The organism is Micrococcaceae bacterium Sec5.8, assembly GCA_039636775.1.
In the GTDB taxonomy this organism is placed as follows: Bacteria; Actinomycetota; Actinomycetes; order Actinomycetales; family Micrococcaceae; genus Arthrobacter.
In genome coordinates this window covers 2,337,133-2,356,845 of the sequence record CP143429.1, presented here as the reverse complement: position 1 = coordinate 2,356,845, position 19,713 = coordinate 2,337,133, and the positions used below count along the sequence as shown (strand labels likewise).

The window sequence follows — 19,713 nt, the reverse complement described above, 5'->3', positions numbered from 1 at the left end:
GAGGCACAGCCGGTAGAGTCAATATTGTGTCCGACCTCCTAACGCAGTCCCTGCAGTTCACCGATCCCCGCGACCTCACAGATCTGCGCACCTTCGCCACCCGCGCCAAGTCGATCGACGACGGCGCCATCCGGCTTCAGGCGTCAGGGCAGGTGCTCGCGGCGTACGTGTGCGTGCTCCGGCCGCGGCTGTTGGGGGAGTCCACACCGACGATCCTCGGGCTGCGGACCATGGCCCTGGCGCAGCCAGCCGACACGGACGTCACGGTGCCGATTTCGGCGGTGCTGGACCGGCTGGCGCGCGCAGGGGAGAACGACGTCGAGCTGCCGCTGCCGCCGGTGACGCTCACGGAATCGTGGTCCGGCGTTGGGGCGCCCCGTTCGGGGTGGGAAGCCGTGGCCACGCTGCCGGATTCTGCCCTGCGACGGTCCGCGGAGGCCGGCATCACCGAGATCGCCGGCATTATTCCGGATAAACCCGGCGCCTTGATCGTCAACAACGCCCGCGCCACGGTCTGGGGCAGGGAGCTGCCGGGCAGCGGCGGGCTCCCGCTGGGGGCTGCTTTCGCGGCCTTGACTCTGGGCTTCCTGGCTGACGGTGACCAACAGCTCTACCGGTCCGGACGCTGGTTCCGGCTCAGCGGAGCCCGGGGCCATGTCCTGGCCCGCACCGGTTCAGGACTCTAAGACCCTCGTCAGGCGCACCGGACGTCAGGGGCAGCGGCATCGCGGGACTGAAGTCTTAGCCTGTCTTGACGGGACTGGCATACTGGGCCCATGAACGGCATCTCTGTTCTGGATCCGCCCGTCGAGCGCCACCTTGGCTTCAACGATTCGCTGCATCCTGACCGCAGCTGGATCCGGATGCTCCGCTTCGGGGTGGGCATCCTCGTACTCTGCGCCCTCGCCCAAAAGACCTACGACGCGACGCTCCCCGGCAGCGATGTGGACGTCTTCCAGCTGTACTCGGAATTCACGGTCCAGTCCAACCTCGTCCTCGGGCTCGTGCTCATCGCGTCGGCCGCCCGGCGGCGGGCCCGGCTGCCGGAGTGCTGGGACCACCTGTCCGGCGCGCTCGTTTTTTATCTGGTCATGACCGGCATCATCTACGCCGTGCTGGTGGCCCCGCCGGACGAGCCCTGGTGGAGCTGGGACATGTACTGGCCCCAGCTCGCACACCACCGGCTGGCTCCGCTGTTCGTCGTGCTCGACTGGCTCCTCGTCACGCGGACGGTGCACGGCAAGTGGTGGCGGCCGGTCGTGTGGCTCGGCTACCCCGTCGCCTTCCTGATCTTCTCCTGGCTGCGCGGCGCTGTCGATGGCTGGTACGTCTACGACTTCCTCGATCCAACGCTCGACGGCGGGTGGCCGGCCGCGCTGACGACGACGGCCCAGGTGCTTGCCGCGTTCCTCGTCGTTGCGCTCCTCGTGCACGCCGCCGGCAACGGGCGCGCCGCGCTGGCCGTGGGGCACAAGCGGCGTTGATTAGGTTCCTGAGGCGCACAAAACACTTGCCACTCAAAAACCCGGTCCGGTATTCTGGATGCAGAAAGACCCCGGAGGGATCCCCCCCAAGTGCCTCCGGGGTCTTTCCATGCCGGCCCTAGGCTCCGGAGGGGCTGTTCACCATTGAGAGTGCCGCCCGCTCCATGTAGTCCCAGAGCGTTCCCTCGTGCAGGGGAGGGAGCTCCAGGGAATCCACTGCGGTGCGCATGTGGTGCAGCCAGCGCTCCTTCGCCTCCGGAGTGACGCGGAAGGGCTGGTGCCGCATCCGCAGCCGGGGGTGCCCGCGCTCTTCGCCGTACGTCGTCGGGCCGCCCCAGTATTGTTCGAGGAACATCAGGAAGCGACGTTTAGCCGGGCCAAGGTCCGCTTCCGGATACATGGGCCGCAGCAGTGGATCAGTGGCCACGCCGTCGTAAAACACATCGATGAGCTTCACGAACGTCTCGTGGCCGCCCACGGCGTCGTAGAAGCTATCCGTGTAATCGGGGCGGGCGAACGGATCGTTCTGCAACAGCTGCTTGGGTTGACGGGGTTCGGCGGCGCTGGGGATGGTCATGGTTCTATTCTCCGGCCTTCTGCTGCGGCGCGGCGTCGTCGGCAGCCGGTGTTTCGGGCGGCAGGTAGGTTCCCTGGGAGCGGTTGCCCACGCGCAGGATCTCGCCGTTCCGCAGGTACCAGATGGTGCCGTCTTCGGCCCGGACCCGGGTGATCCGCAGGTTCATTTGCTCCACCGTGCCCACCACCTCGGAGGTCTCAATGATGTCCCCGATGCCGTACTGGTCCTCGATGGTGATGAAGATTCCGGCCAGGAAATCCCGGATCAGCTGCTGTGCGCCGAAGCCGATGGCGATACCGAGGATACCGACGCTGGTCAGGATCGGCGCCACGTCCACGTTGAGGTTTTTGAGCACATAGACGCTGGTGAGGACGGCCACCAGGACGCCCACCACGCTGTTGAGCAGAGCACCGATGGTGTTGGCCCGCTGCACCCGGCGTTCATGGTCGAGGGCGCGGAAGGCGGGAGCCACCCAACGGAAGTGCGGTTTCTTGAAGAACGTGCTGCCGGCGGCGACGCGCTTGGTGATGCCTGCGATGATGAACGACGCCACCAGCCAGATGGCGACGCCGACCCCCAGACTGATGAGGACACCGGGGACGTTGATGGCCGAAATGTCCGGAGGGATAATGGGCTCGATAGCGGTCAGGCTGATCATGGGCGCGGGAGTGCTCCTTGTTGCTACATCAGGGTTGCTGCATCAGGGTTGCTGCGAGCGGGTGCGCGCGGCCGGCGTTCGCCGGGCGCAGAACGCTCTGGTCTCCTTCAACATTAGCGCCGTAGCGTGGGGCCATGCGCATCCTGGTTCTTGGCGGCACAGCGTTCCTGTCCGCAGAAATAGTCCGCACGGCCCTGGCTGCCGGCCACCACGTGACCGCGCTGGCGCGCGGCACCGTTGCTCCGCCGCCCGACGGCGCCACCTGGCTGCGTGCGGACCGGTCGGACGGCGCCGGCGCCTATGCACCCGCCCGCACGGCCGCCCCCGCCGGCGGGTGGGATGCCGTCGTTGAGGTGTCCCGCCACCCTGGCCAGGCTCGGGAGGCGCTGGAGGCGCTGGCAGGATCGGCCCGCCACTGGACCTTCATGTCCAGCCTGTCCGTCTATGCCGACCACTCCCGGGCCGGGGCCGCCGAGGACGCCGCCCTGCTGGCGCCGCTCGCTCCAGACACGGAACCGAGCCCCGAAACCTACGGCGAAGCCAAAGCGGCCATTGAGCATTGGACGGCGGAACTCGCGGGGGAGAAAGCGCACATTTGCCGGGCCGGCCTCATCGGCGGCCCGGGCGACGGGTCGGACCGTTACGGCTACTGGCCGGCCCGCTTCGCTCGCGACGGGGATCCGGTGCTGGTCCCGGACATTCCCGCAGACGCCACGCAGGTCATCGACGTCCGCGACCTTGCAGCGTGGGTGCTCGTCGCAGCGGAATCCGGTGTCATGGGCGCACTGAATGCCGCTGGTGAGCCGGTCCCGTTCGCGGCCTACCTCCAGGAAGCGCGCGGGCTCGCCGCCGGCACCGCCGAGGCGGTGGCCGCCCCGGCAGACTGGCTCGTAGCCCGCGGCGTGAGCCACTGGGCCGGTCCGGAGTCGCTGCCGTTGTGGCTGCCGCCCGGCCACGACGGTTTCGCGACCCGCAGCAGCGCCGCGGCCCGGGCGGCCGGGCTGCTCACCCGGCCCTGGCCGGCCACCCTGCGGGACACGCTGGCAGATGAACGCCGCCGCGGACTGGGCCGCGACCGCCGGGCCGGCCTGAGCCCGGACACCGAGCGCCGGCTGCTGCGCGAGTTTCAGGCGGAGCTGCTGCCCTCCTGAACGCCGCCCTACTGAACGCTGCCCTCGTGCAGCACCGGGAAGTTGACGCTCCTGGCGATGAAGCACACCGCGTTGGCCTGGCGGTGCAGGTCATCCAGAACGTCCGCCGCCACGGGCTTCGCCAGGGTCACCCGCGGCCTGAGGGTGACCGATTCAAACTGCCCGCTGCCGTCCCGGTTCGTCCGCATCAGCCCTTCGGCCCGGTCCTCGTAGGCCGTGACCAGCACCCCATGCTTGACCGCCACATGCAGGAAGGACAGCATGTGGCACTGCGAAAGTGCAGCCACCAGCAGTTGCTCCGGGTTGAAGCGGTTCCGGTCGCCGTGGAACGTCGGGTCCGCGGAGCCCCGCAGGACAGGCAGCCCCGGAACCTCGACGTCATGGTCGCGGGAATAGCCGCGGTACGACGCCGTTCCCTCGCCCAGGTTCCCGGTCCAGCGGACCGTCAGCGTGTAGCGGTGCTCGTCGAGGCTCATGCGCCGACGTCGGCCCGGCGCGCGCGCAACGCCCGCGCCACGCCGTCGCGGTTCTCCAGCATCATCCGCCGCAGTGCATTGCTGTCCGCCGGCAACGACGCGAGGAACTCATCGGTCCGGTCCACCGTCGCCTGCGTGGTCAGCTGCGCCGGGTAGAGCCCGACGACGATCTGCTGCGCCAGAGCGTGTGTGCGGTCCTTGACGACGCCCGGCACAGCCTCGAAGTACTTTTCGGCGTAGGGCTCGAGCAAGGAGGTGTCCAGCACCCGGGTGAAGCCGGTCACGGCCGAACCCTGCAGCGCGTTGGACAGCTCACCCTTGAGAACGATCGAGTCCCAGGCCGCGGCCTTGGCCTCGGCGGTCGGGATGGCCGCCGTGGCCAGGGCCGCCGCGTTTTGGCCGGTGGAGGTGTTGTCCTGCGCCACCTCGGTCTCGATCATCTCCTTCCCGGCGCGGCCGCCGACCACCAGGGACGTGATCAGTTCCCAGCGCAGATCCTGGTCAACGGTGAGGCCGTCCAGGCCCAGGCTGCCCCCGAGCAGACCGGCGACGGTGTCCAGCTGCCCGGCGCTGCGTGCCAATGAGGCGTACGACTTCACGAACTGCAGCTGCGCGTCGGAGCCGGCCGGGACTCCCGAAGCGAGCTCCCACAGCCGGTCGGCGGCGGCGGTGATGGCGGAGTCCTTGTACTCGGCGGCCACGTAGAAGTTCAAGGTGGTCGCCAGTTGGCGCAGTTGGACCAGGATCACGGAGGAATCGGATTCCTCGGCGATGTTCGCCAGGATCAGGTCCACATAACCGCGGGCAGGGGTCTCGCCGTCGCGCGCCGCGTCCCATGCCGAGCCCCACACGAGGGTGCGCGGGAGGCTCTGGCTGAAGTCCTTGAGGTGCGCCGTGGCGGTGGCGAGGGACGCCGGGTCGAGGCGGACCTTGGCGTAGGCGAGGTCGTCGTCGTTGAGCAGGATCAGGTCCGGCCGGGCGAGCCCGGCCAGCGCCGGCACCTCGGTGCGGGCGCCGTCGACGTCGAGCTCCGCGCGGTGGACGCGTTCCAGCTTCCCGGCATCGTCGACATTATAGAAGCCGACGGCGAGCCGGTGCGGGCGGAGGGTCGGCTGGCCCTCGGTCGCTGACTGCAGGATCGCGAAGGCGGAGATCGTTCCGTCCGCGTCGACGGACAGCTCGGGCTTGAGCGTGTTGACGCCGGCGGTCTCCAGCCACAGCTGTCCCCACTGGTCCAGGTCGCGGCCGCTGGCCTTTTCCAGCTCGGCCATCAGGTCGCTGAGCTCGGTGTTCTGCCATGCATGCTTGCGGAAGTACTCGCGGACGCCGGCCATGAATTCGTCCGGGCCCACCCAGGCCACCAGCTGGCGGAGCACCGAGGCGCCCTTCGCGTAGGTGATGCCGTCGAAGTTCACCTCGACGTCCTCCAGGTTGTTGATCTCGGCGAAGATCGGGTGGGTCGTGGGGAGCTGGTCCTGGCGGTAGGCCCAGGACTTCTCCACCGAGGCGAAAGTGGTCCAGGCGGAATCGAATTTCGTGTTTTCGACGGCGGCAAGGTGGGACATGTACTCGGCGAAGGACTCGTTGAGCCAGAGGTCGTTCCACCAGCGCATGGTCACGAGGTCCCCGAACCACATGTGGGCCAGTTCGTGGAGCACGGTGATGGCCCGGCGCTCCACCTGGGCGTCGGTGACCTTGCTGCGGAAGACGTAGCCTTCCAGGATGGTCACGGCGCCGGCGTTTTCCATGGCCCCGGCGTTGAACTCCGGCACGAAGAGCTGATCGTACTTCTCGAACGGGTACGGGCAGCCGAACTGCGCCTCGAAGAACTCAAAACCCTGGCGGGTGAGTTCAAAGATGTTCTCCGCGTCAAGGTACTGCATCAGGGACTTGCGGGCGAAGACGCCCAGCGGGGTGACCTTGCCGTTGGCGGCAACCACTTCGCTGCGCACCGACTGGTACGGCCCGGCGATCAGGGCCGTGACGTAGGAGGAGAGCCGCGGCGTGGGGGCGAACTCCCACACGGAGCGGGCGCCGCCGTCGGTACCGGGAATGGTCTCAACGGGCGCCGGGGTGGGGGAGTTGGAGATGAGATCCCAATGCGAGGGGGCGGTCACCGTGAACGTGAAACTGGCCTTGAGGTCGGGCTGTTCAAAAACCGCGAACATCCGCCGGGAATCCGGAACCTCGAACTGGGTGTAGAGGTACACCTCCTGGTCCACGGGGTCCACGAAGCGGTGCAGTCCTTCGCCGGTGTTCATGAACGGTGCCTCGGCAACGATCAACAGTTCGTTCTCGGCTTCCAGCTCCGGCAGCTGGATCCGGATGCCGTCGGAGACCTCCGCCGGGTCGAGCTCGCGCCCGTTCAGGGTCACACTCTGCACGGCGTCGGTGACGGCGTCGATGAACGTCGAGGAACCCGGCACCGCCGTGAATTTCACGGCGGTGGTGGTTCCGAAGACTCTCTCTCCGCGGGTGAGGTCCAGCTCGACCTCGTAGGAGTCGACGGCGATCAATTCGGCGCGTTCGCGTGCTTCGGCGCGCGTCAGGTTCATTCCGGGCAAAGTGGGGCCTCCAGTGCTGCGGTGGGATGGAACTGCTCGATACTGTGAAGTTATTCTTTCACTTCTGTGGCGCTTGGCAAACAACCCGGGCGGATCGTCCGCGTTCCACCAAGATACGGAAGGCGGAATCCTCGGGGGTAGCGTTGAGGGCATGGGAAAGTTTCGCAATTCCGTCGACGCCAGGGCGCTGCGCTTCGCCGTGGGATTTCCACTGATGCTGGCGGCGGCGTTCCTGGTGTGCGCCTTCCTGCTCCGCTCCGACCTGCCTGAACCGCTGGCCGTCCGCTGGGCGGAAGGCGCCGCCGCGGACTTCGCGCCGTTTGGAATGGTGGCCGGGGTGGGGGCGGCGCTGATCGTGCTGCTCGGCGGGGCGGCGCTGATACAGGCGGTCCCGCTGTCCCGTCCGGCCCTCATGCGCCGGATCATGATGGGCGCCGGGTTGTCCCTCAGCCTCTTCGTCACCACCGTCCTGGCTGCCGTTTTAGTGGGGCAGGTGGGCCTAGGGAACGCGAGGCAGGCGCAGGTGGACGTGGCCGTGCTCGCCCTGGGCAGCGGAGCGTCCCTGGGCCTGGGCATTGTGATGGGCTTCGTCTTCAAAGCTGATGAACGCTGGTCCACGGATGACGACCGGGCCATGGCGGAAGCCTTGGCCCGGGAGGTGGACCCCGACCTGGCCCGGGATTCCGTGAGCGTGTGGGTTCACGCCCGCAGTTCGGTCTTCGTGATGCTGGGAATCGGCACCCTGTTTCCCGCCGCGCTGCTGACGATCGCAGTCCCCTGGCTGGCCGCACTCCTCGCAGCGCTCGCCCTTGCCGGCGCCGCCTGCCTGTTTGCCCGCATCCGGGTGGACCGCAGCGGTCTGCGGGTCTTCGCCGCCGGCTTCGTGCGCGTGATGGATGTACCGGCCGCCGCCATTGAGTCGGCGACGGCGAAAAACATCAGGGCCGCCGACTTCGGCGGATGGGGATACCGCAACCACGGCACCACGACTGCCCTGCTGGTCAGCAGCGGAGCAGCCGTCGTCGTTGACCGCTCCGACGGGCGGACCCTGGCCGTCAGCGGCGGGAGCGCCGCGACAGCGGACAACATGGCCCAGGTGATCTCGCGGGTGGCAGCACGCGCACGGCGGACCGGCGGCACCGCCCACCCGTGATGACCGGCCGGCGGGCAGTCGGTCCTGGGGTAGCAGCCGCCGGCCAGCCAGCCCGTGGTCCGCGCCCCGCGCCCTAGTAGGCTGGGAACAGCCCTTCGTCCTCCCCGCAGCCGCTGGAACCTGCCGGTCTGCCCAACTGAACGGATCCGCCGTGACCCCCTCTGACCTCCCGCGCGTGCACATCGCCACCGACCATGCCGGCATGGAACTCAGCGCCCACCTCGTCCGCCACCTCAGCGCCGGAGGCTACGACGTCGTCGATCACGGGCCCCAGGCCTATGACGCCCTCGATGACTACCCGTCCTTCTGCATCAACGCAGCCCTCGCTGTGGTGGCAGATCAGGAAGCCGGCACCAGCGCCCTCGGAATCGTGCTGGGCGGCTCGGGCAACGGCGAACAAATCGCCGCGAACAAGGTTAAGGGCGTCCGTGCCGCACTGGCCTGGAACCTGTCCACCGCGAAGCTTGCCCGTGATCACAATGACGCCAACGTTGTCGCCGTCGGCGGCCGGCAGCACAGCGTGGCGGAGGCCACGGAAATCATCGAGGCGTTCCTGGCCGAACCTTTCAGCAACGACGAACGCCACGTCCGCCGGATCGGCAAGATTGCCGCGTACGAGCGCACCGGGGAGATTGTGAACTAGTGCCGGAGGGCCATTCCGTCCACCGGCTGGCACGCCAGTTCGGGGACGTCTTCGCGGGGGAGCGGGTTGCGGTGACCAGCCCGCAGGGGCGCTTCGTCCAGGGCGCGGCACTGCTGGATGGCCACACCCTCATTGGCTCCACCGCGCACGGGAAGCACCTGTTCCTGGAATTTGAGAACAGCCTGATCCTGCACGTCCATCTGGGCCTCTATGGTGCGTGGAACTTCGGCGGCGACGCAAGCTTCCGGGGCGCGTCCAGCATCGGTGCGCCCCGACGGGTGGGGGAGCGGGAGGTCCGCGACGACGCCGGAGCGGACGATCCCGCCTACGCCGGCCCGCCCGATCCGGTTGGCGCCGTCCGGGTGCGGCTCATCAGCGCCCACGGCTGGGCCGATCTGCGCGGGGCCACCACCTGCGAGACAATCACCGACGCTGAGGCCGCTTCCGTGCTGGCCCGGCTCGGTCCCGATCCGCTGCAGAATCTGCCCGGGAACCGGGAGTCCTTTGCCGAGGCAGTCCTGGCCAAACGCACGCCGATCGCGGCCTTGCTGATGGACCAAAAGGTCATTGCCGGAGTCGGCAACGTCTACCGTGCCGAAGTGCTGTTCCGGCAGGGCCTGGACCCCTGGCTGCCGGGAACTGCGCTGCCGGCGGAGGCGGCGCGCCGGCTCTGGGATGACACCGTGGCGGTGATGTCCGACGGCGTCCGCGACGGACGGATCGTCACCACCCCGCCGCGTTACTGGACCGCATGTGAGGGGTTGCCCGCCCCCGAGGATGCCCATTTCGTCTACCGCAGGCAGGGCCTGGACTGCCGGAACTGCGGAACGCCGGTGGCTCTGGCCGAGCTCGGTGCCCGCAAGCTCTACTGGTGCCCGTCCTGCCAGTCGGCGTAGGTTTCCGGCACAAAAAAGCCCCTCCGAAGAGGGGCTTTTTGTCATTACTGGGAGGGGACGACGGGAATCGAACCCGCATCATCAGTTTGGAAGACTGAGGCTTTACCACTAAGCTACGTCCCCGGGACGTTGCAGGACTCCTCCAGCAGAACTTCCGGGCGGCTGTTGAAGCCGGATACAACTAAACCTAATTCAGGACCCCGGTGTCAAATGTGCAAACCGGCACCATTTGACCGTAGACTGTTCTGTGCACTTACGGGGTGTAGCTCAGCTTGGCTAGAGCGCCTGCTTTGGGAGCAGGAAGTCGCAGGTTCAAATCCTGTCACCCCGACTCTGCAGGTACTGCCACACCACGGCAGTGCAGAACCCAACCCCCTAACGCCAGGAGTACTTAGACTGTGAAGAGCGCTGTCGAGAACCTCACCCCCACGCGGGTCAAGCTCAATGTTGAGGTCCCTTTTGAGGAATTGAAGCCCAGCATCGCAGAGGCATACAAGACTGTTGCTTCGCAGATCCAGGTCCCGGGTTTCCGCAAGGGCAAGGTCCCATCCAAGCTCATCGACCAGCGCGTGGGCCGCGGCTACGTGCTGGAGACCGCCATCAACGAAGGCCTCAACGGCTGGTACCAGGCGGCCGTTCAGGAAACCGGTATCCGTCCGCTGAGCCGTCCCGAGGTTGAGATCACCGAGGTCCCGGATCCGTCCGCCACTGACGGGGAACTCAAGTTCCACGCCGAAGTTGACGTCCGTCCCGAGATCGAGCTGCCCGACTACGCCGGTATCAAGGTTGAAGTTGCTGCCGCCGAGTCCACCGACGCGGATGTCGACACGGCCCTGGACGAACTGCGCGGCCGCTTCGGCACGCTGAAGTCCGTGGACCGCCCGGCCGCCGACAAGGATTTCCTGTCGATTGACATCACTGCCACGATCGACGGCGCCGAGGTTGACTCCGCCGCCGGTCTGTCCTACCAGGTGGGCGCCGGCACCATGCTCGAAGGCCTCGACGAAGCCGTCACCGGCCTCAGCGCCGATGAGGATGCCATCTTCGCCACCACCCTCGTGGGTGGCGAGCACGCCGGCGAGTCCGCCCAGGTCAAGGTCGTCGTCAAGTCCGTCAAGGAGCGCGAGCTGCCCGAGGCTGATGACGATTTCGCCCAGCTGGCCTCCGAATTCGACACGCTGGCCGAACTTCGCGAGGACCTCGCGAAGCAGGCCGCAGAGTCCAAGGTTGTTGAGCAGGGCGTTGAAGCCCGCGACAAGGTCCTCGACAAGCTCGTTGAGCTCGTCGCGGTTCCCGTTCCGGCGTCTGTCGTTGAAGAGCAGATCGAGCAGCACTTCAACGCTGAGAACGCCCACGGCGAAGGTGACCACGACACCGAGGAGCACCGCGCCGAGGTCAAGGCCAACACCGAGCGTGCGTTCCAGAATGAGATCATCCTTGACGCCATCGCCGAGAAGGAAGAAGTCAACGTCAGCCAGAACGAGCTGATCGACTACATCGTCACCACCGCCGGCCAGTACGGCATGGACCCGAACCAGTTCGCCCAGATCATCGATCAGAGCGGCCAGGTCCCCATGATGGTCTCCGAGGTCCGCCGCCGCAAGGCACTCGCCGTCGTCCTCGGCCAGGCCGAGGTCACCGACTCTGAGGGCAACGCCGTTGACCTCAGCGACTTCGTCCGCCCCGGCGACGAAGAGGCAGGCGTTGAGGCAGCTGACGAGGTCGAGGCTGAGGAGTCCGCGTCCGACGAAGCAGCCACCGAGACGGTCCGAAACGACGACCCGGCAGCAGCGAAGTTCTAGCACTTTCTGATTCCGCAGTTCCTGCCCGCACCCCCGGATCCACGATCCGGGGGTGCGGCGTTTTAAGCCTGCAATGAACGGTCCGGGGCAATCGTGCGCCGTCAGCGAACAGCCCCGCGCCTGAGCACAAAGCCGCCACGAAAACCGTTAGTGTCCATGTAGGAAAGTTCAGTGATGTCGTCCAGTGGCGTCACCGTCGCCAGCGAGAGGTAAGTACACATGTCACAGCACGCAGGGGCCCCCCGGATGGCTACTGTCGATCCGGCAGCCCAGGATAACTACATTTACAACCGCCTGCTGAAAGAGCGCATCATCTGGCTTGGTTCTGAGGTTCGGGACGAAAACGCCAACGCGATCTGCTCGCAGCTGCTGCTGCTCTCGGCCGAAAACCCCGAGAAAGATATCTACCTTTACATCAACTCCCCGGGCGGCTCCGTCACCGCCGGCATGGCCATCTACGACACCATGCAGTTCATCCCGAACGACGTCGTCACCGTCGCCACCGGTCTGGCCGCCTCAATGGGCCAGTTCCTGCTCTCCTCCGGCACCAAGGGCAAGCGCTACGCCACCCCCAACGCCCGGATCCTGATGCACCAGCCCTCCGGTGGCATCGGCGGCACGGCGTCGGACATCAAAATCCAGGCTGAGCTCATCCTGCACATGAAGAAGGTCATGGCTGAGCTGACGGCCGATCAGACCGGCCAGACGGTCGAGACGATCCTCAAGGACAACGACCGCGACAAATGGTTCACGGCCAAGGAAGCCCTCGAATACGGCTTCTTCGACAAGATCGCCGCGCACGCGGGATCCGTGGCCGGTGGCGGCGGAACGAACGCCGACATCACCGACGCAGCCGCCGAAGCCACAGACGCAGCCACCGAGAACTGACCGGCACGCAGACAGCAATGAATTCAGGAGCAATGAACATGAACTACAACTTCGGTTCGACGGCCGGTAACCTGCCGAGCAGCCGCTACGTGCTGCCGCAGTTCGAGGAGCGCACCCCGTACGGCTTCAAGCGCCAGGACCCGTACACCAAGCTGTTCGAGGACCGCATCATCTTCCTCGGTGTCCAGGTGGACGACGCCTCGGCCGATGACGTGATGGCGCAGCTGCTGGTTCTGGAGTCCACCGACCCGGACCGCGACATTACGCTGTACATCAACTCCCCGGGCGGCTCCTTCACCGCCATGACCGCGATCTACGACACCATGACGTACATCCGCCCCGAGATTCAGACCGTGTGCCTTGGCCAGGCTGCCAGCGCAGCCGCTGTGCTTTTGGCAGCCGGCACGCCGGGCAAGCGGCTCGCCCTGCCGAACGCCCGCGTCCTGATCCACCAGCCCTCCCTCTCCGGCGGCCAGGGCGGGCAGGCCTCCGACCTTGAAATCCAGGCGGCCGAGGTCATGCGCATGCGGGAATGGCTTGAAAACACGCTGGCCAAGCACTCCGGCCGGACACCCGAGCAGGTCAACAACGACATCGAGCGCGACAAGATCCTCACCGCGGCAGAGGCCATGCAGTACGGCCTCATCGACCAGGTGCTGGATTCGCGCAAGATGAAGCCCCAGGCGATCACCAAGTAGCGCAACAAGTACGCAACATGCAGTTCCCGGCACCGGTGTGGCCCATTTCAAGTGGCCGCACCGGTGCTGGCTTTCCACCCAACGGCCCTAAAGTGACCTAGAGTGGAACATGTCACGGCTGGTCTCCGACAGGCCGGCCCGTGATTTTCACTAAATGGGTGCAGCGCTGCGCAGGAGTAGGACAGCCGGCAGCAAGATACTAAAGGGGTTCACATATGGCTCGGATTGGCGAGAGCACGGATCTGCTGAAGTGTTCTTTCTGCGGAAAGAGCCAGAAGCAGGTCCGGAAGCTCATTGCCGGGCCCGGCGTCTACATTTGCGACGAATGCATTGAACTCTGCAACGAGATCATTGAAGAGGAACTCGCCGAAGTAGCTGATCTGGGCAGTTTTGAGCTGCCCAAGCCCCGCGAAATTTTTGATTTCCTGCAGGAATATGTGATCGGCCAGGAACCCGCCAAGCGGTCCCTCGCCGTCGCCGTTTACAACCACTACAAACGCATCCAGGCCGGCCACGCCCCCAAGAGCGGCAGCCTCGCCGAGGGCGTGCACCACGACGACGTCGAGATCGCCAAGTCCAACATCCTCCTCATCGGTCCCACCGGCTGCGGCAAGACCTACCTCGCCCAGACCCTTGCCCGGCGCCTCAACGTCCCGTTCGCCGTGGCTGATGCCACCGCGCTGACAGAGGCCGGCTACGTCGGCGAGGACGTCGAAAACATCCTGCTTAAGCTCATCCAGGCCGCCGACTACGACGTCAAAAAAGCCGAACAAGGCATCATCTACATCGATGAGATTGACAAGATCTCGCGCAAAAGCGAGAACCCCTCCATTACCCGGGACGTCTCCGGTGAGGGCGTGCAGCAGGCCTTGCTCAAGATCCTTGAGGGGACGGTCGCGTCGGTTCCGCCGCAGGGCGGCCGCAAGCACCCGCATCAGGAATTTATCCAGATCGACACCACCAACGTGCTGTTCATCGTCGCCGGCGCCTTCGCTGGTCTCGAGGAGATCATCGGTTCGCGGTCCGGGCGCAAGGGCATTGGGTTCGGCGCCCCGCTCAATGAGGTCAAAAACAACACCGACTCTTACGGCGAGGTCATGCCCGAGGACCTCCTGAAGTTCGGGCTGATTCCGGAGTTTATTGGCCGCCTCCCGGTCATCACCACTGTCTCCAATCTGGATCGGACAGCACTCATCCAAATTCTGTCCACGCCGAAGAATGCCCTGGTGAAGCAATACCAGAAGATGTTCCAGCTGGACGGCGTCGAGCTGGTCTTCGACGAGGAGGCACTCAACACGATTGCCGACCAGGCGCTGGAACGCGGTACGGGGGCCCGGGGCCTGCGCGCCATCATGGAGGAAGTGCTGCTCCCGGTCATGTTCGACCTGCCCAGCCGGGACGATATCGCCACGGTGGTTATCACCGAGGACGTCGTCTCCAGCAAGGCGGCGCCGACGCTGATCGCGCATGACGTCAAACGCCGTAAGTCGGCCTGATCCCAGCTGCTCAAGCGGAATAAACTGCCCGCGCCGCCTGCTGTTACCTGTGACGTGCCTGCGTGCTGCAGCCACGGTTTCGAGCTATGGCAGCACGCCCTTGCCGGCAGACTTCCCTGAAGGAGAACACCTGTGACTGAATCCCTGACCCAAGACTCCACCACCAACAAGGCCGACTTCTGGTTCGACCCGATGTGCCCATTCGCGTGGGTTACCTCCCGCTGGATCGGCGAGGTTGAAAACGTTCGTGACATCAGCACCGAGTGGCACGTCATGAGCCTGGCCATGCTGAACGAGGGCCGTGAGGAACTCCCGGCGGAGTACAAGGCCTTCCTCACGAAGGCCTGGGCGCCGGTGCGTGTCATCACGGCCGCTGCCGGCCAGCATGGCACCTCGTACATCAAGGCGCTCTACGACGCCATGGGCACCAAGATCCACAATGAGGGCAACACGGACATCGACGCCGTCATCGCCAAGTCCCTCGCCGAAGTTGGCCTTCCCGCGGACCTCGCGGCGGCGGGCCAAAGCGACGAATTCGACGCTGCCCTCCGCACCACCCACGAGGCCGGGATTTCTCTGGTGGGCCAGGACGTGGGCACACCCGTCGTTGCCTTCAACGGCACGGCGTTCTTCGGCCCCGTGCTCACCCGCATCCCCCGGGGCGAAGACGCAGGACGGTTGTGGGACGCCTCGGTATCCCTGGCATCGTTCCCGTACTTCTTCGAAATCAAGCGCAGCAGGACCGAGAGCCCCACGTTCGACTAGGCCCCGGCGGACCACGATCCGCTGCAGACGACGGCCCACGGGCCCCGGCGAAACTACACACATGTAGTTCTGCCGGGGCTCTTGTGCAGCCGGCAGGGCAGGATCACAATTGAAAGTACCCACTTCGAAAGAAGCGGGACGCAGGAACCAAAGATTCAGTGACACTCATCCGACGCAGCCACCGGCAAAGTCAGATGATGGCTACCAGTGACGAGGTAGGAAGACCTGAAAATCCGAGGATCCCGCCAGATCGCCTCAGACGTCACGTGGCAATCGAAGAGTCGAAGCCCCACCAACGGCAAAACGCTGATGGGGCTTCCCCTTTGCCCTCAGGCTGTTCCGGGAGGGGGTGCCGTCGGAGGCTGACTGCGAACGCAAGCGAGAGCGACGGAAAAGCTTGGAAGCTTGCCAATGCGCCGTCGAGCAAATGGGGTTCAATGGAAGGAACAAGCACGCGGGCGCCGCGGTTGGCTCCAATAGCAGGGCAGCGGTCAGGTCCCGGAATGTTCCGGCCCAGGACCACGTTCTGCTTGTGTCCTCTTCCACCCCCAGCATTGGAGCACCATGCCCGTCACAGCCCACCTGGACCTGATCCTCACCGCGGACGCCCTGCCCACGGCGCCTGCCGTGCTCCGGGAGATCCTCGCCGACACGCGCGCGTTTGAAGGCTGCCGCGGTGTCGAGGTGCTGGTCGACAGCACCAACCCGGCCCACATCCTCGTGGTGGAACAGTGGGCGTCCATGGAGCACGACTCCGCCTACCGCGCCTGGCGGGCGGCCGAGGGTGCGAGCGCGCTCGGAGACCTGCTGGCCGCCCCGCCGGTGCTGACACACTTCGAGGCCTCGGCCGGGATCTAAGCCTCGGACACCGAGACCCAGCTCATAAAATGAGGGCCCTCTCCGCCCGGCAGAAGCCGGGCCGGGAGGGCCCTCATGTCGTTGCGGACGACCGGGTCTACGCCTGGCCGGGTTCCTCGGCCGGAGCCAACACCACATCGCTCACGGTCAGTTCACCCTCGCCAGCAACCACAGCCAGTTCACGGGCGTTCGCGGCGGCCTTGAGATCGCCCAGGCCGGCCTTGAGCTGCGTCGTGAGGGACTCCGATGCAGTGACCGTCGCGGAGAGCACTGCGGTGCGCTGCTTGACCTTGGCTTCGGACTTGGCCTTGCGGATGCCGCTGAGCGCGGCCCCGACGGTGGCCAGCAACGTGGTGTCGCCGTCGATCTCGACGGCGGACGGCCACGGGGCGCGGTGCACCGAGCCGGTGCGCCACCAGCTCCAGACTTCTTCCGTCGCGAACGGCAGGAACGGTGCAAAGAGCCGCAGGAGGGTGTCCAGGCTCGTCGCCAATGCGGCCAGCACGGAGGCCTGCTGGGCATCCCCGGCAGCACCGTAGGCGCGGTCCTTGATCAGTTCCACGTAGTCATCGGTGAAGTGCCAGAAGAAGCTTTCCGTGAGCTGCAGCGCACGGGCGTAGTCATAGCTCTCGAACGCCTTGGTGGCCTGGAAGACCACGTCGGAGAGCTGGGCAAGCACGGCACGGTCCAGGGGATTGCTCAGCACCGAAAGGTCACCGGACACCACGGAGTTCTCCGTGGCGCCCAGGTTCAGCACGAACTTGGAGGCGTTGAGCAGTTTGATCGCCAGCCGGCGGCCGATCTTCATCTGTGCGATCTCATACGCCGTGTCCGCGCCGAGCTTCGCCGAGGCCGCCCAGTACCGCACGGCGTCCGAGCCGTACTCTTCGAGCACGTCGGTCGGGACGATCACATTGCCCTTGGACTTGGACATCTTCTTGCGGTCCGGGTCCAGGATCCAGCCGGAGATGGCTGCATGCTTCCACGGCGCGAGATCCTGCAGCGCATCGGCGCGGACCGCGGAGGAGAACAGCCAGGTACGGATGATGTCATGGCCCTGCGGCCGCACGTCGAAGGGGAACACCTTGGCGAAGAGCGCCTCGTCGGTGCTCCAGCCGCCCACAATCTGCGGGGTCAAGGACGAGGTCGCCCAGGTGTCGAGCACATCGGCGTCACCGGTGAAGCCACCCGGCACGTCGCGCCGGGACTCCTCGTAGCCCGGGGCCGCGTCCGCGGCCGGGTCCACCGGCAGGTGGGCGTCCGATGGAACGATGGGTGCCGCGAAGTCCGGGTTGCCGTCGGCGTCCAGCGGATACCAGACCGGCACGGGAACGCCGAAGAAGCGCTGGCGGGAGACCAGCCAGTCCCCGTTCAGCCCGGAGATCCAGTTCTCGTAGCGGGAACGCATGAACGCCGGGTGGAAATCGATCTCATGGCCGCGGGCAATGAGCCGCTCGCGCCGTTCCGCGTCGCGGCCGCCGTTGCGGATGTACCACTGGCGGGAGGTCACTACTTCCAGGGGCTTGTCGCCCTTCTCGAAGAAGTTCACCGGGTGCAGAATCTTCTTCGGCTCACCGTCGAGGAGGTCCGCCGCTGCCAGAAGCTCCACCACGGCCTCCTTGGCGCTGAAGACGGTTTTGCCGGCGATGGCTTCGAAAGCGGCGCGGCCCTGGTCGGTGGCGATCCACTCCGGGGTCTCGCCGATGATGCGCCCGTCGCGGCCCACGATGGCGCGGGTGGGCAGCTGGAGTTCCCGCCACCAGGTGACGTCGGTGAGGTCGCCGAAGGTGCACACCATGGCGATGCCGGAGCCCTTGTCCGCCTTGGCGAGCGGGTGGGCCTTGACCTCCACCTCGACGCCGAACACCGGGGAGGTGACTGTCTTCCCGAACAGCGGCTGGTACCGCTCGTCGTCAGGGTTCGCCACGAGCGCGGCGCAGGCGGCCAGCAGTTCGGGGCGGGTGGTCTCGATGTAGATCTTGTCACCGTCTTCGGTGAAGAAGGGGTAGCGGTAGTAGGCGCCGGCAACTTCGCGGTCCTCGAGCTCGGCCTGGGCCACGGCGGTGCGGAAGGTGACGTCCCACAGGGTGGGCGCCTCGGCCATGTAGGCGTCGCCCGCGGCGAGGTTTGCCAGGAAGGCGCGCTGGGAGATGGCGCGGGACTTCTCATCGATGGTCCGGTAGGTGAGGTCCCAGTCCACGGACAAGCCGAGTGTCTGGAACAGGTGTTCGAAGACCAACTCGTCCTCGACGGCGAGTTCTTCGCAAAGTTCGATGAAGTTCCGGCGCGAGACGACGTCGAAGTCGCGCTGGTTCTTGGCCGGCTCCGCCGGGGGCCGGTAGTCCGCGTCGTAGGCGGTGGTGGGATCGCAGCGCACACCGAAGTAGTTCTGCACGCGGCGCTCGGTGGGCAGGCCGTTGTCATCCCAGCCCATCGGGTAGAAGACGTTTTTGCCGGTCATGCGCTGGTAGCGCGCCAGGACGTCGGTCTGGGTGTAGGAGAACATGTGCCCGACGTGCAGCGAACCGGACGCCGTGGGTGGGGGAGTGTCGATCGAGTAGACCTGCTCCCGGGTGGTGTCCGGGTTGAACTTGTAGGTCCCTTCCTCAAGCCAGCGCCGGGTGAGGGCGCCTTCCAGTCCCTCCAGGGCGGGCTTGTCCGGAACATTGATGGGGGCGGTGGTGGGCGTGTCTGTACCCTGCGTGTCTTCAGCCATGCGGCAATTCTTTCACGCCGGGCGAAGCCAGCCGCACAGGAGACCGGATCTGCGGGAGGGTCTCTTCTGGTTCCGGTGGATCGGCGGGAGGGTTCGGTCTACTAGGGTGGTGCCATGACTGAGGGAATCCAGCACACATCACCCCGAGCCAAAGCAGCAGTTGTCACCGGCGCCAGCACCGGAATCGGCGAGGCTACCGTGCGCGCCCTCCGGGCGGAGGGCTGGACGGTCTTTGCCGTCGCCCGCCGCGCGGACCGGCTGGCGGCGCTCGCCGCCGAAACCGGCGCCGTCGCGCTTCCGGCAGACGTGACCGACGACGCGGCCGTCGACCGGCTGGTGGACGAGGTCACCCGCGCCGGGGGGATCGACACGCTGATCAACATCGCCGGCGGCGCCCGCGGCGCGGATAAGGTAGCCCAAACGCGGACCGCGGACTGGGAATGGATGTTCGAGGTCAACGTCCTGGGCACCATGAAACTCATCCGGGCCTTCCTGCCGATGCTGCGCGCCGATGGGGAAGGCACCGTCCTGAACCTGACCTCGACGGCGGGACTGTCCGCCTATGAGGGCGGCGCCGGCTACAACGCGGCGAAGTTTGCCCAGCACGCCCTGACCGGCGCCCTGCGCCTGGAAGAGGCCGAGCACAACCTCCGCGTGATCGAGGTGGCGCCGGGCATGGTGCAGACGGAGGAGTTCTCCTTGAACAGGCTCGGCGACCAGGGTGCCGCCGCCAAGGTTTACCAGGGGGTCGCGAAGCCCCTCACCGCGGCGGACGTCGCCGACGTCGTCCGGTACGCCGTCACGGCGCCGCACCACGTCAACCTGGACCAGATCGTCATCCGCCCGGTGGCGCAGGCCTCCAACTTCAAGGTGATCCGCAAGAACTAG

The 19,713-nt window shown here is 66.3% G+C and carries 18 protein-coding genes and 2 tRNA genes; 14 read left to right on the top strand and 6 right to left on the bottom strand.

Features of this window, described 5'->3' with window-relative positions; all coding sequences use genetic code 11:
* Nucleotides 1–26 precede the first annotated feature (26 nt).
* Together VUN84_10815 and VUN84_10810 are read left to right on the top strand one after the other, a co-directional pair.
* Complete coding sequence (locus VUN84_10815; GenBank protein XAS62819.1) at nucleotides 27–686, top strand: hypothetical protein; 660 nt, start codon at nucleotides 27–29, stop codon at nucleotides 684–686.
* Nucleotides 687–776: 90 nt separating this feature from the next.
* Nucleotides 777–1,484, top strand: coding sequence for a Pr6Pr family membrane protein (locus tag VUN84_10810; protein XAS62818.1), 708 nt, complete (start codon nucleotides 777–779; stop codon nucleotides 1,482–1,484).
* Between the two features lie 118 nt (nucleotides 1,485–1,602).
* Here the strand turns inward: VUN84_10810 and VUN84_10805 are convergent, their stop codons facing one another.
* On the bottom strand, nucleotides 1,603–2,061 hold the full coding sequence (locus VUN84_10805; protein ID XAS62817.1) for a globin: 459 nt from the start codon (nucleotides 2,059–2,061) through the stop codon (nucleotides 1,603–1,605).
* 4 nt (nucleotides 2,062–2,065) lie between these two features.
* The gene (locus tag VUN84_10800; protein XAS62816.1) at nucleotides 2,066–2,719 is read right to left on the bottom strand and encodes a mechanosensitive ion channel domain-containing protein; all 654 of its coding nucleotides are present in this window, start codon (nucleotides 2,717–2,719) and stop codon (nucleotides 2,066–2,068) included.
* 134 nt (nucleotides 2,720–2,853) lie between these two features.
* Here VUN84_10800 and VUN84_10795 point away from each other — a divergent pair, with 134 nt between their 5' ends.
* Nucleotides 2,854–3,870: an NAD-dependent epimerase/dehydratase family protein gene (locus VUN84_10795; GenBank protein XAS62815.1), complete on the top strand. Its 1,017-nt coding sequence runs from the start codon at nucleotides 2,854–2,856 to the stop codon at nucleotides 3,868–3,870.
* Between the two features lie 8 nt (nucleotides 3,871–3,878).
* Here VUN84_10795 and VUN84_10790 read toward each other — a convergent pair whose 3' ends face one another.
* The gene (locus VUN84_10790) at nucleotides 3,879–4,346 is read right to left on the bottom strand and encodes an OsmC family protein (protein XAS62814.1); all 468 of its coding nucleotides are present in this window, start codon (nucleotides 4,344–4,346) and stop codon (nucleotides 3,879–3,881) included.
* Nucleotides 4,343–6,901, bottom strand: coding sequence for an aminopeptidase N (pepN, locus tag VUN84_10785; protein XAS62813.1), 2,559 nt, complete (start codon nucleotides 6,899–6,901; stop codon nucleotides 4,343–4,345). The genes VUN84_10790 and pepN overlap by 4 nt, the downstream gene beginning before the upstream one ends.
* A gap of 160 nt (nucleotides 6,902–7,061) precedes the next feature.
* Between pepN and VUN84_10780 the strand changes: the two genes are divergently transcribed.
* From VUN84_10780 to VUN84_10770, 3 genes are all read left to right on the top strand, one after another.
* The gene (locus tag VUN84_10780) at nucleotides 7,062–8,063 is read left to right on the top strand and encodes a hypothetical protein (protein ID XAS62812.1); all 1,002 of its coding nucleotides are present in this window, start codon (nucleotides 7,062–7,064) and stop codon (nucleotides 8,061–8,063) included.
* Between the two features lie 151 nt (nucleotides 8,064–8,214).
* Complete coding sequence (locus VUN84_10775) at nucleotides 8,215–8,706, top strand: ribose-5-phosphate isomerase (GenBank protein XAS62811.1); 492 nt, start codon at nucleotides 8,215–8,217, stop codon at nucleotides 8,704–8,706.
* Nucleotides 8,706–9,602 (top strand): DNA-formamidopyrimidine glycosylase family protein, encoded by an 897-nt coding sequence (locus tag VUN84_10770; GenBank protein XAS62810.1) that lies wholly within the window; start codon nucleotides 8,706–8,708, stop codon nucleotides 9,600–9,602. The genes VUN84_10775 and VUN84_10770 overlap by 1 nt, the downstream gene beginning before the upstream one ends.
* A 52-nt stretch (nucleotides 9,603–9,654) precedes the next feature.
* Here the strand turns inward: VUN84_10770 and VUN84_10765 are convergent.
* A tRNA-Gly gene (locus VUN84_10765) sits at nucleotides 9,655–9,725 on the bottom strand.
* A gap of 133 nt (nucleotides 9,726–9,858) precedes the next feature.
* Here VUN84_10765 and VUN84_10760 point away from each other — a divergent pair.
* The 7 genes from VUN84_10760 (at nucleotide 9,859) to VUN84_10730 (ending at nucleotide 16,109) form a co-directional block, all read left to right on the top strand.
* A tRNA-Pro gene (locus VUN84_10760) sits at nucleotides 9,859–9,933 on the top strand.
* A 67-nt stretch (nucleotides 9,934–10,000) separates the two neighbouring features.
* Nucleotides 10,001–11,404: a trigger factor gene (gene tig / locus VUN84_10755; protein ID XAS62809.1), complete on the top strand. Its 1,404-nt coding sequence runs from the start codon at nucleotides 10,001–10,003 to the stop codon at nucleotides 11,402–11,404.
* Between the two features lie 246 nt (nucleotides 11,405–11,650).
* On the top strand, nucleotides 11,651–12,292 hold the full coding sequence (locus VUN84_10750; protein ID XAS62808.1) for an ATP-dependent Clp protease proteolytic subunit: 642 nt from the start codon (nucleotides 11,651–11,653) through the stop codon (nucleotides 12,290–12,292).
* A gap of 38 nt (nucleotides 12,293–12,330) precedes the next feature.
* Nucleotides 12,331–12,990 carry an ATP-dependent Clp protease proteolytic subunit gene (locus tag VUN84_10745; protein XAS65829.1) on the top strand — a complete coding sequence of 220 codons (660 nt, stop codon included), beginning with the start codon at nucleotides 12,331–12,333 and terminating at the stop codon, nucleotides 12,988–12,990.
* Between the two features lie 215 nt (nucleotides 12,991–13,205).
* The gene (gene clpX / locus VUN84_10740) at nucleotides 13,206–14,486 is read left to right on the top strand and encodes an ATP-dependent Clp protease ATP-binding subunit ClpX (protein ID XAS62807.1); all 1,281 of its coding nucleotides are present in this window, start codon (nucleotides 13,206–13,208) and stop codon (nucleotides 14,484–14,486) included.
* 132 nt (nucleotides 14,487–14,618) lie between these two features.
* Nucleotides 14,619–15,251 carry a DsbA family protein gene (locus VUN84_10735; protein ID XAS62806.1) on the top strand — a complete coding sequence of 211 codons (633 nt, stop codon included), beginning with the start codon at nucleotides 14,619–14,621 and terminating at the stop codon, nucleotides 15,249–15,251.
* A gap of 564 nt (nucleotides 15,252–15,815) precedes the next feature.
* Complete coding sequence (locus VUN84_10730; protein XAS62805.1) at nucleotides 15,816–16,109, top strand: antibiotic biosynthesis monooxygenase; 294 nt, start codon at nucleotides 15,816–15,818, stop codon at nucleotides 16,107–16,109.
* Nucleotides 16,110–16,206: 97 nt separating this feature from the next.
* Here the strand turns inward: VUN84_10730 and valS are convergent, their stop codons facing one another.
* Nucleotides 16,207–18,825, bottom strand: a complete 2,619-nt coding sequence (valS, locus tag VUN84_10725) for a valine--tRNA ligase (GenBank protein XAS62804.1) — start codon at nucleotides 18,823–18,825, stop codon at nucleotides 16,207–16,209.
* A 114-nt stretch (nucleotides 18,826–18,939) separates the two neighbouring features.
* Here valS and VUN84_10720 point away from each other — a divergent pair, with 114 nt between their 5' ends.
* Complete coding sequence (locus tag VUN84_10720) at nucleotides 18,940–19,713, top strand: SDR family oxidoreductase (protein XAS62803.1); 774 nt, start codon at nucleotides 18,940–18,942, stop codon at nucleotides 19,711–19,713.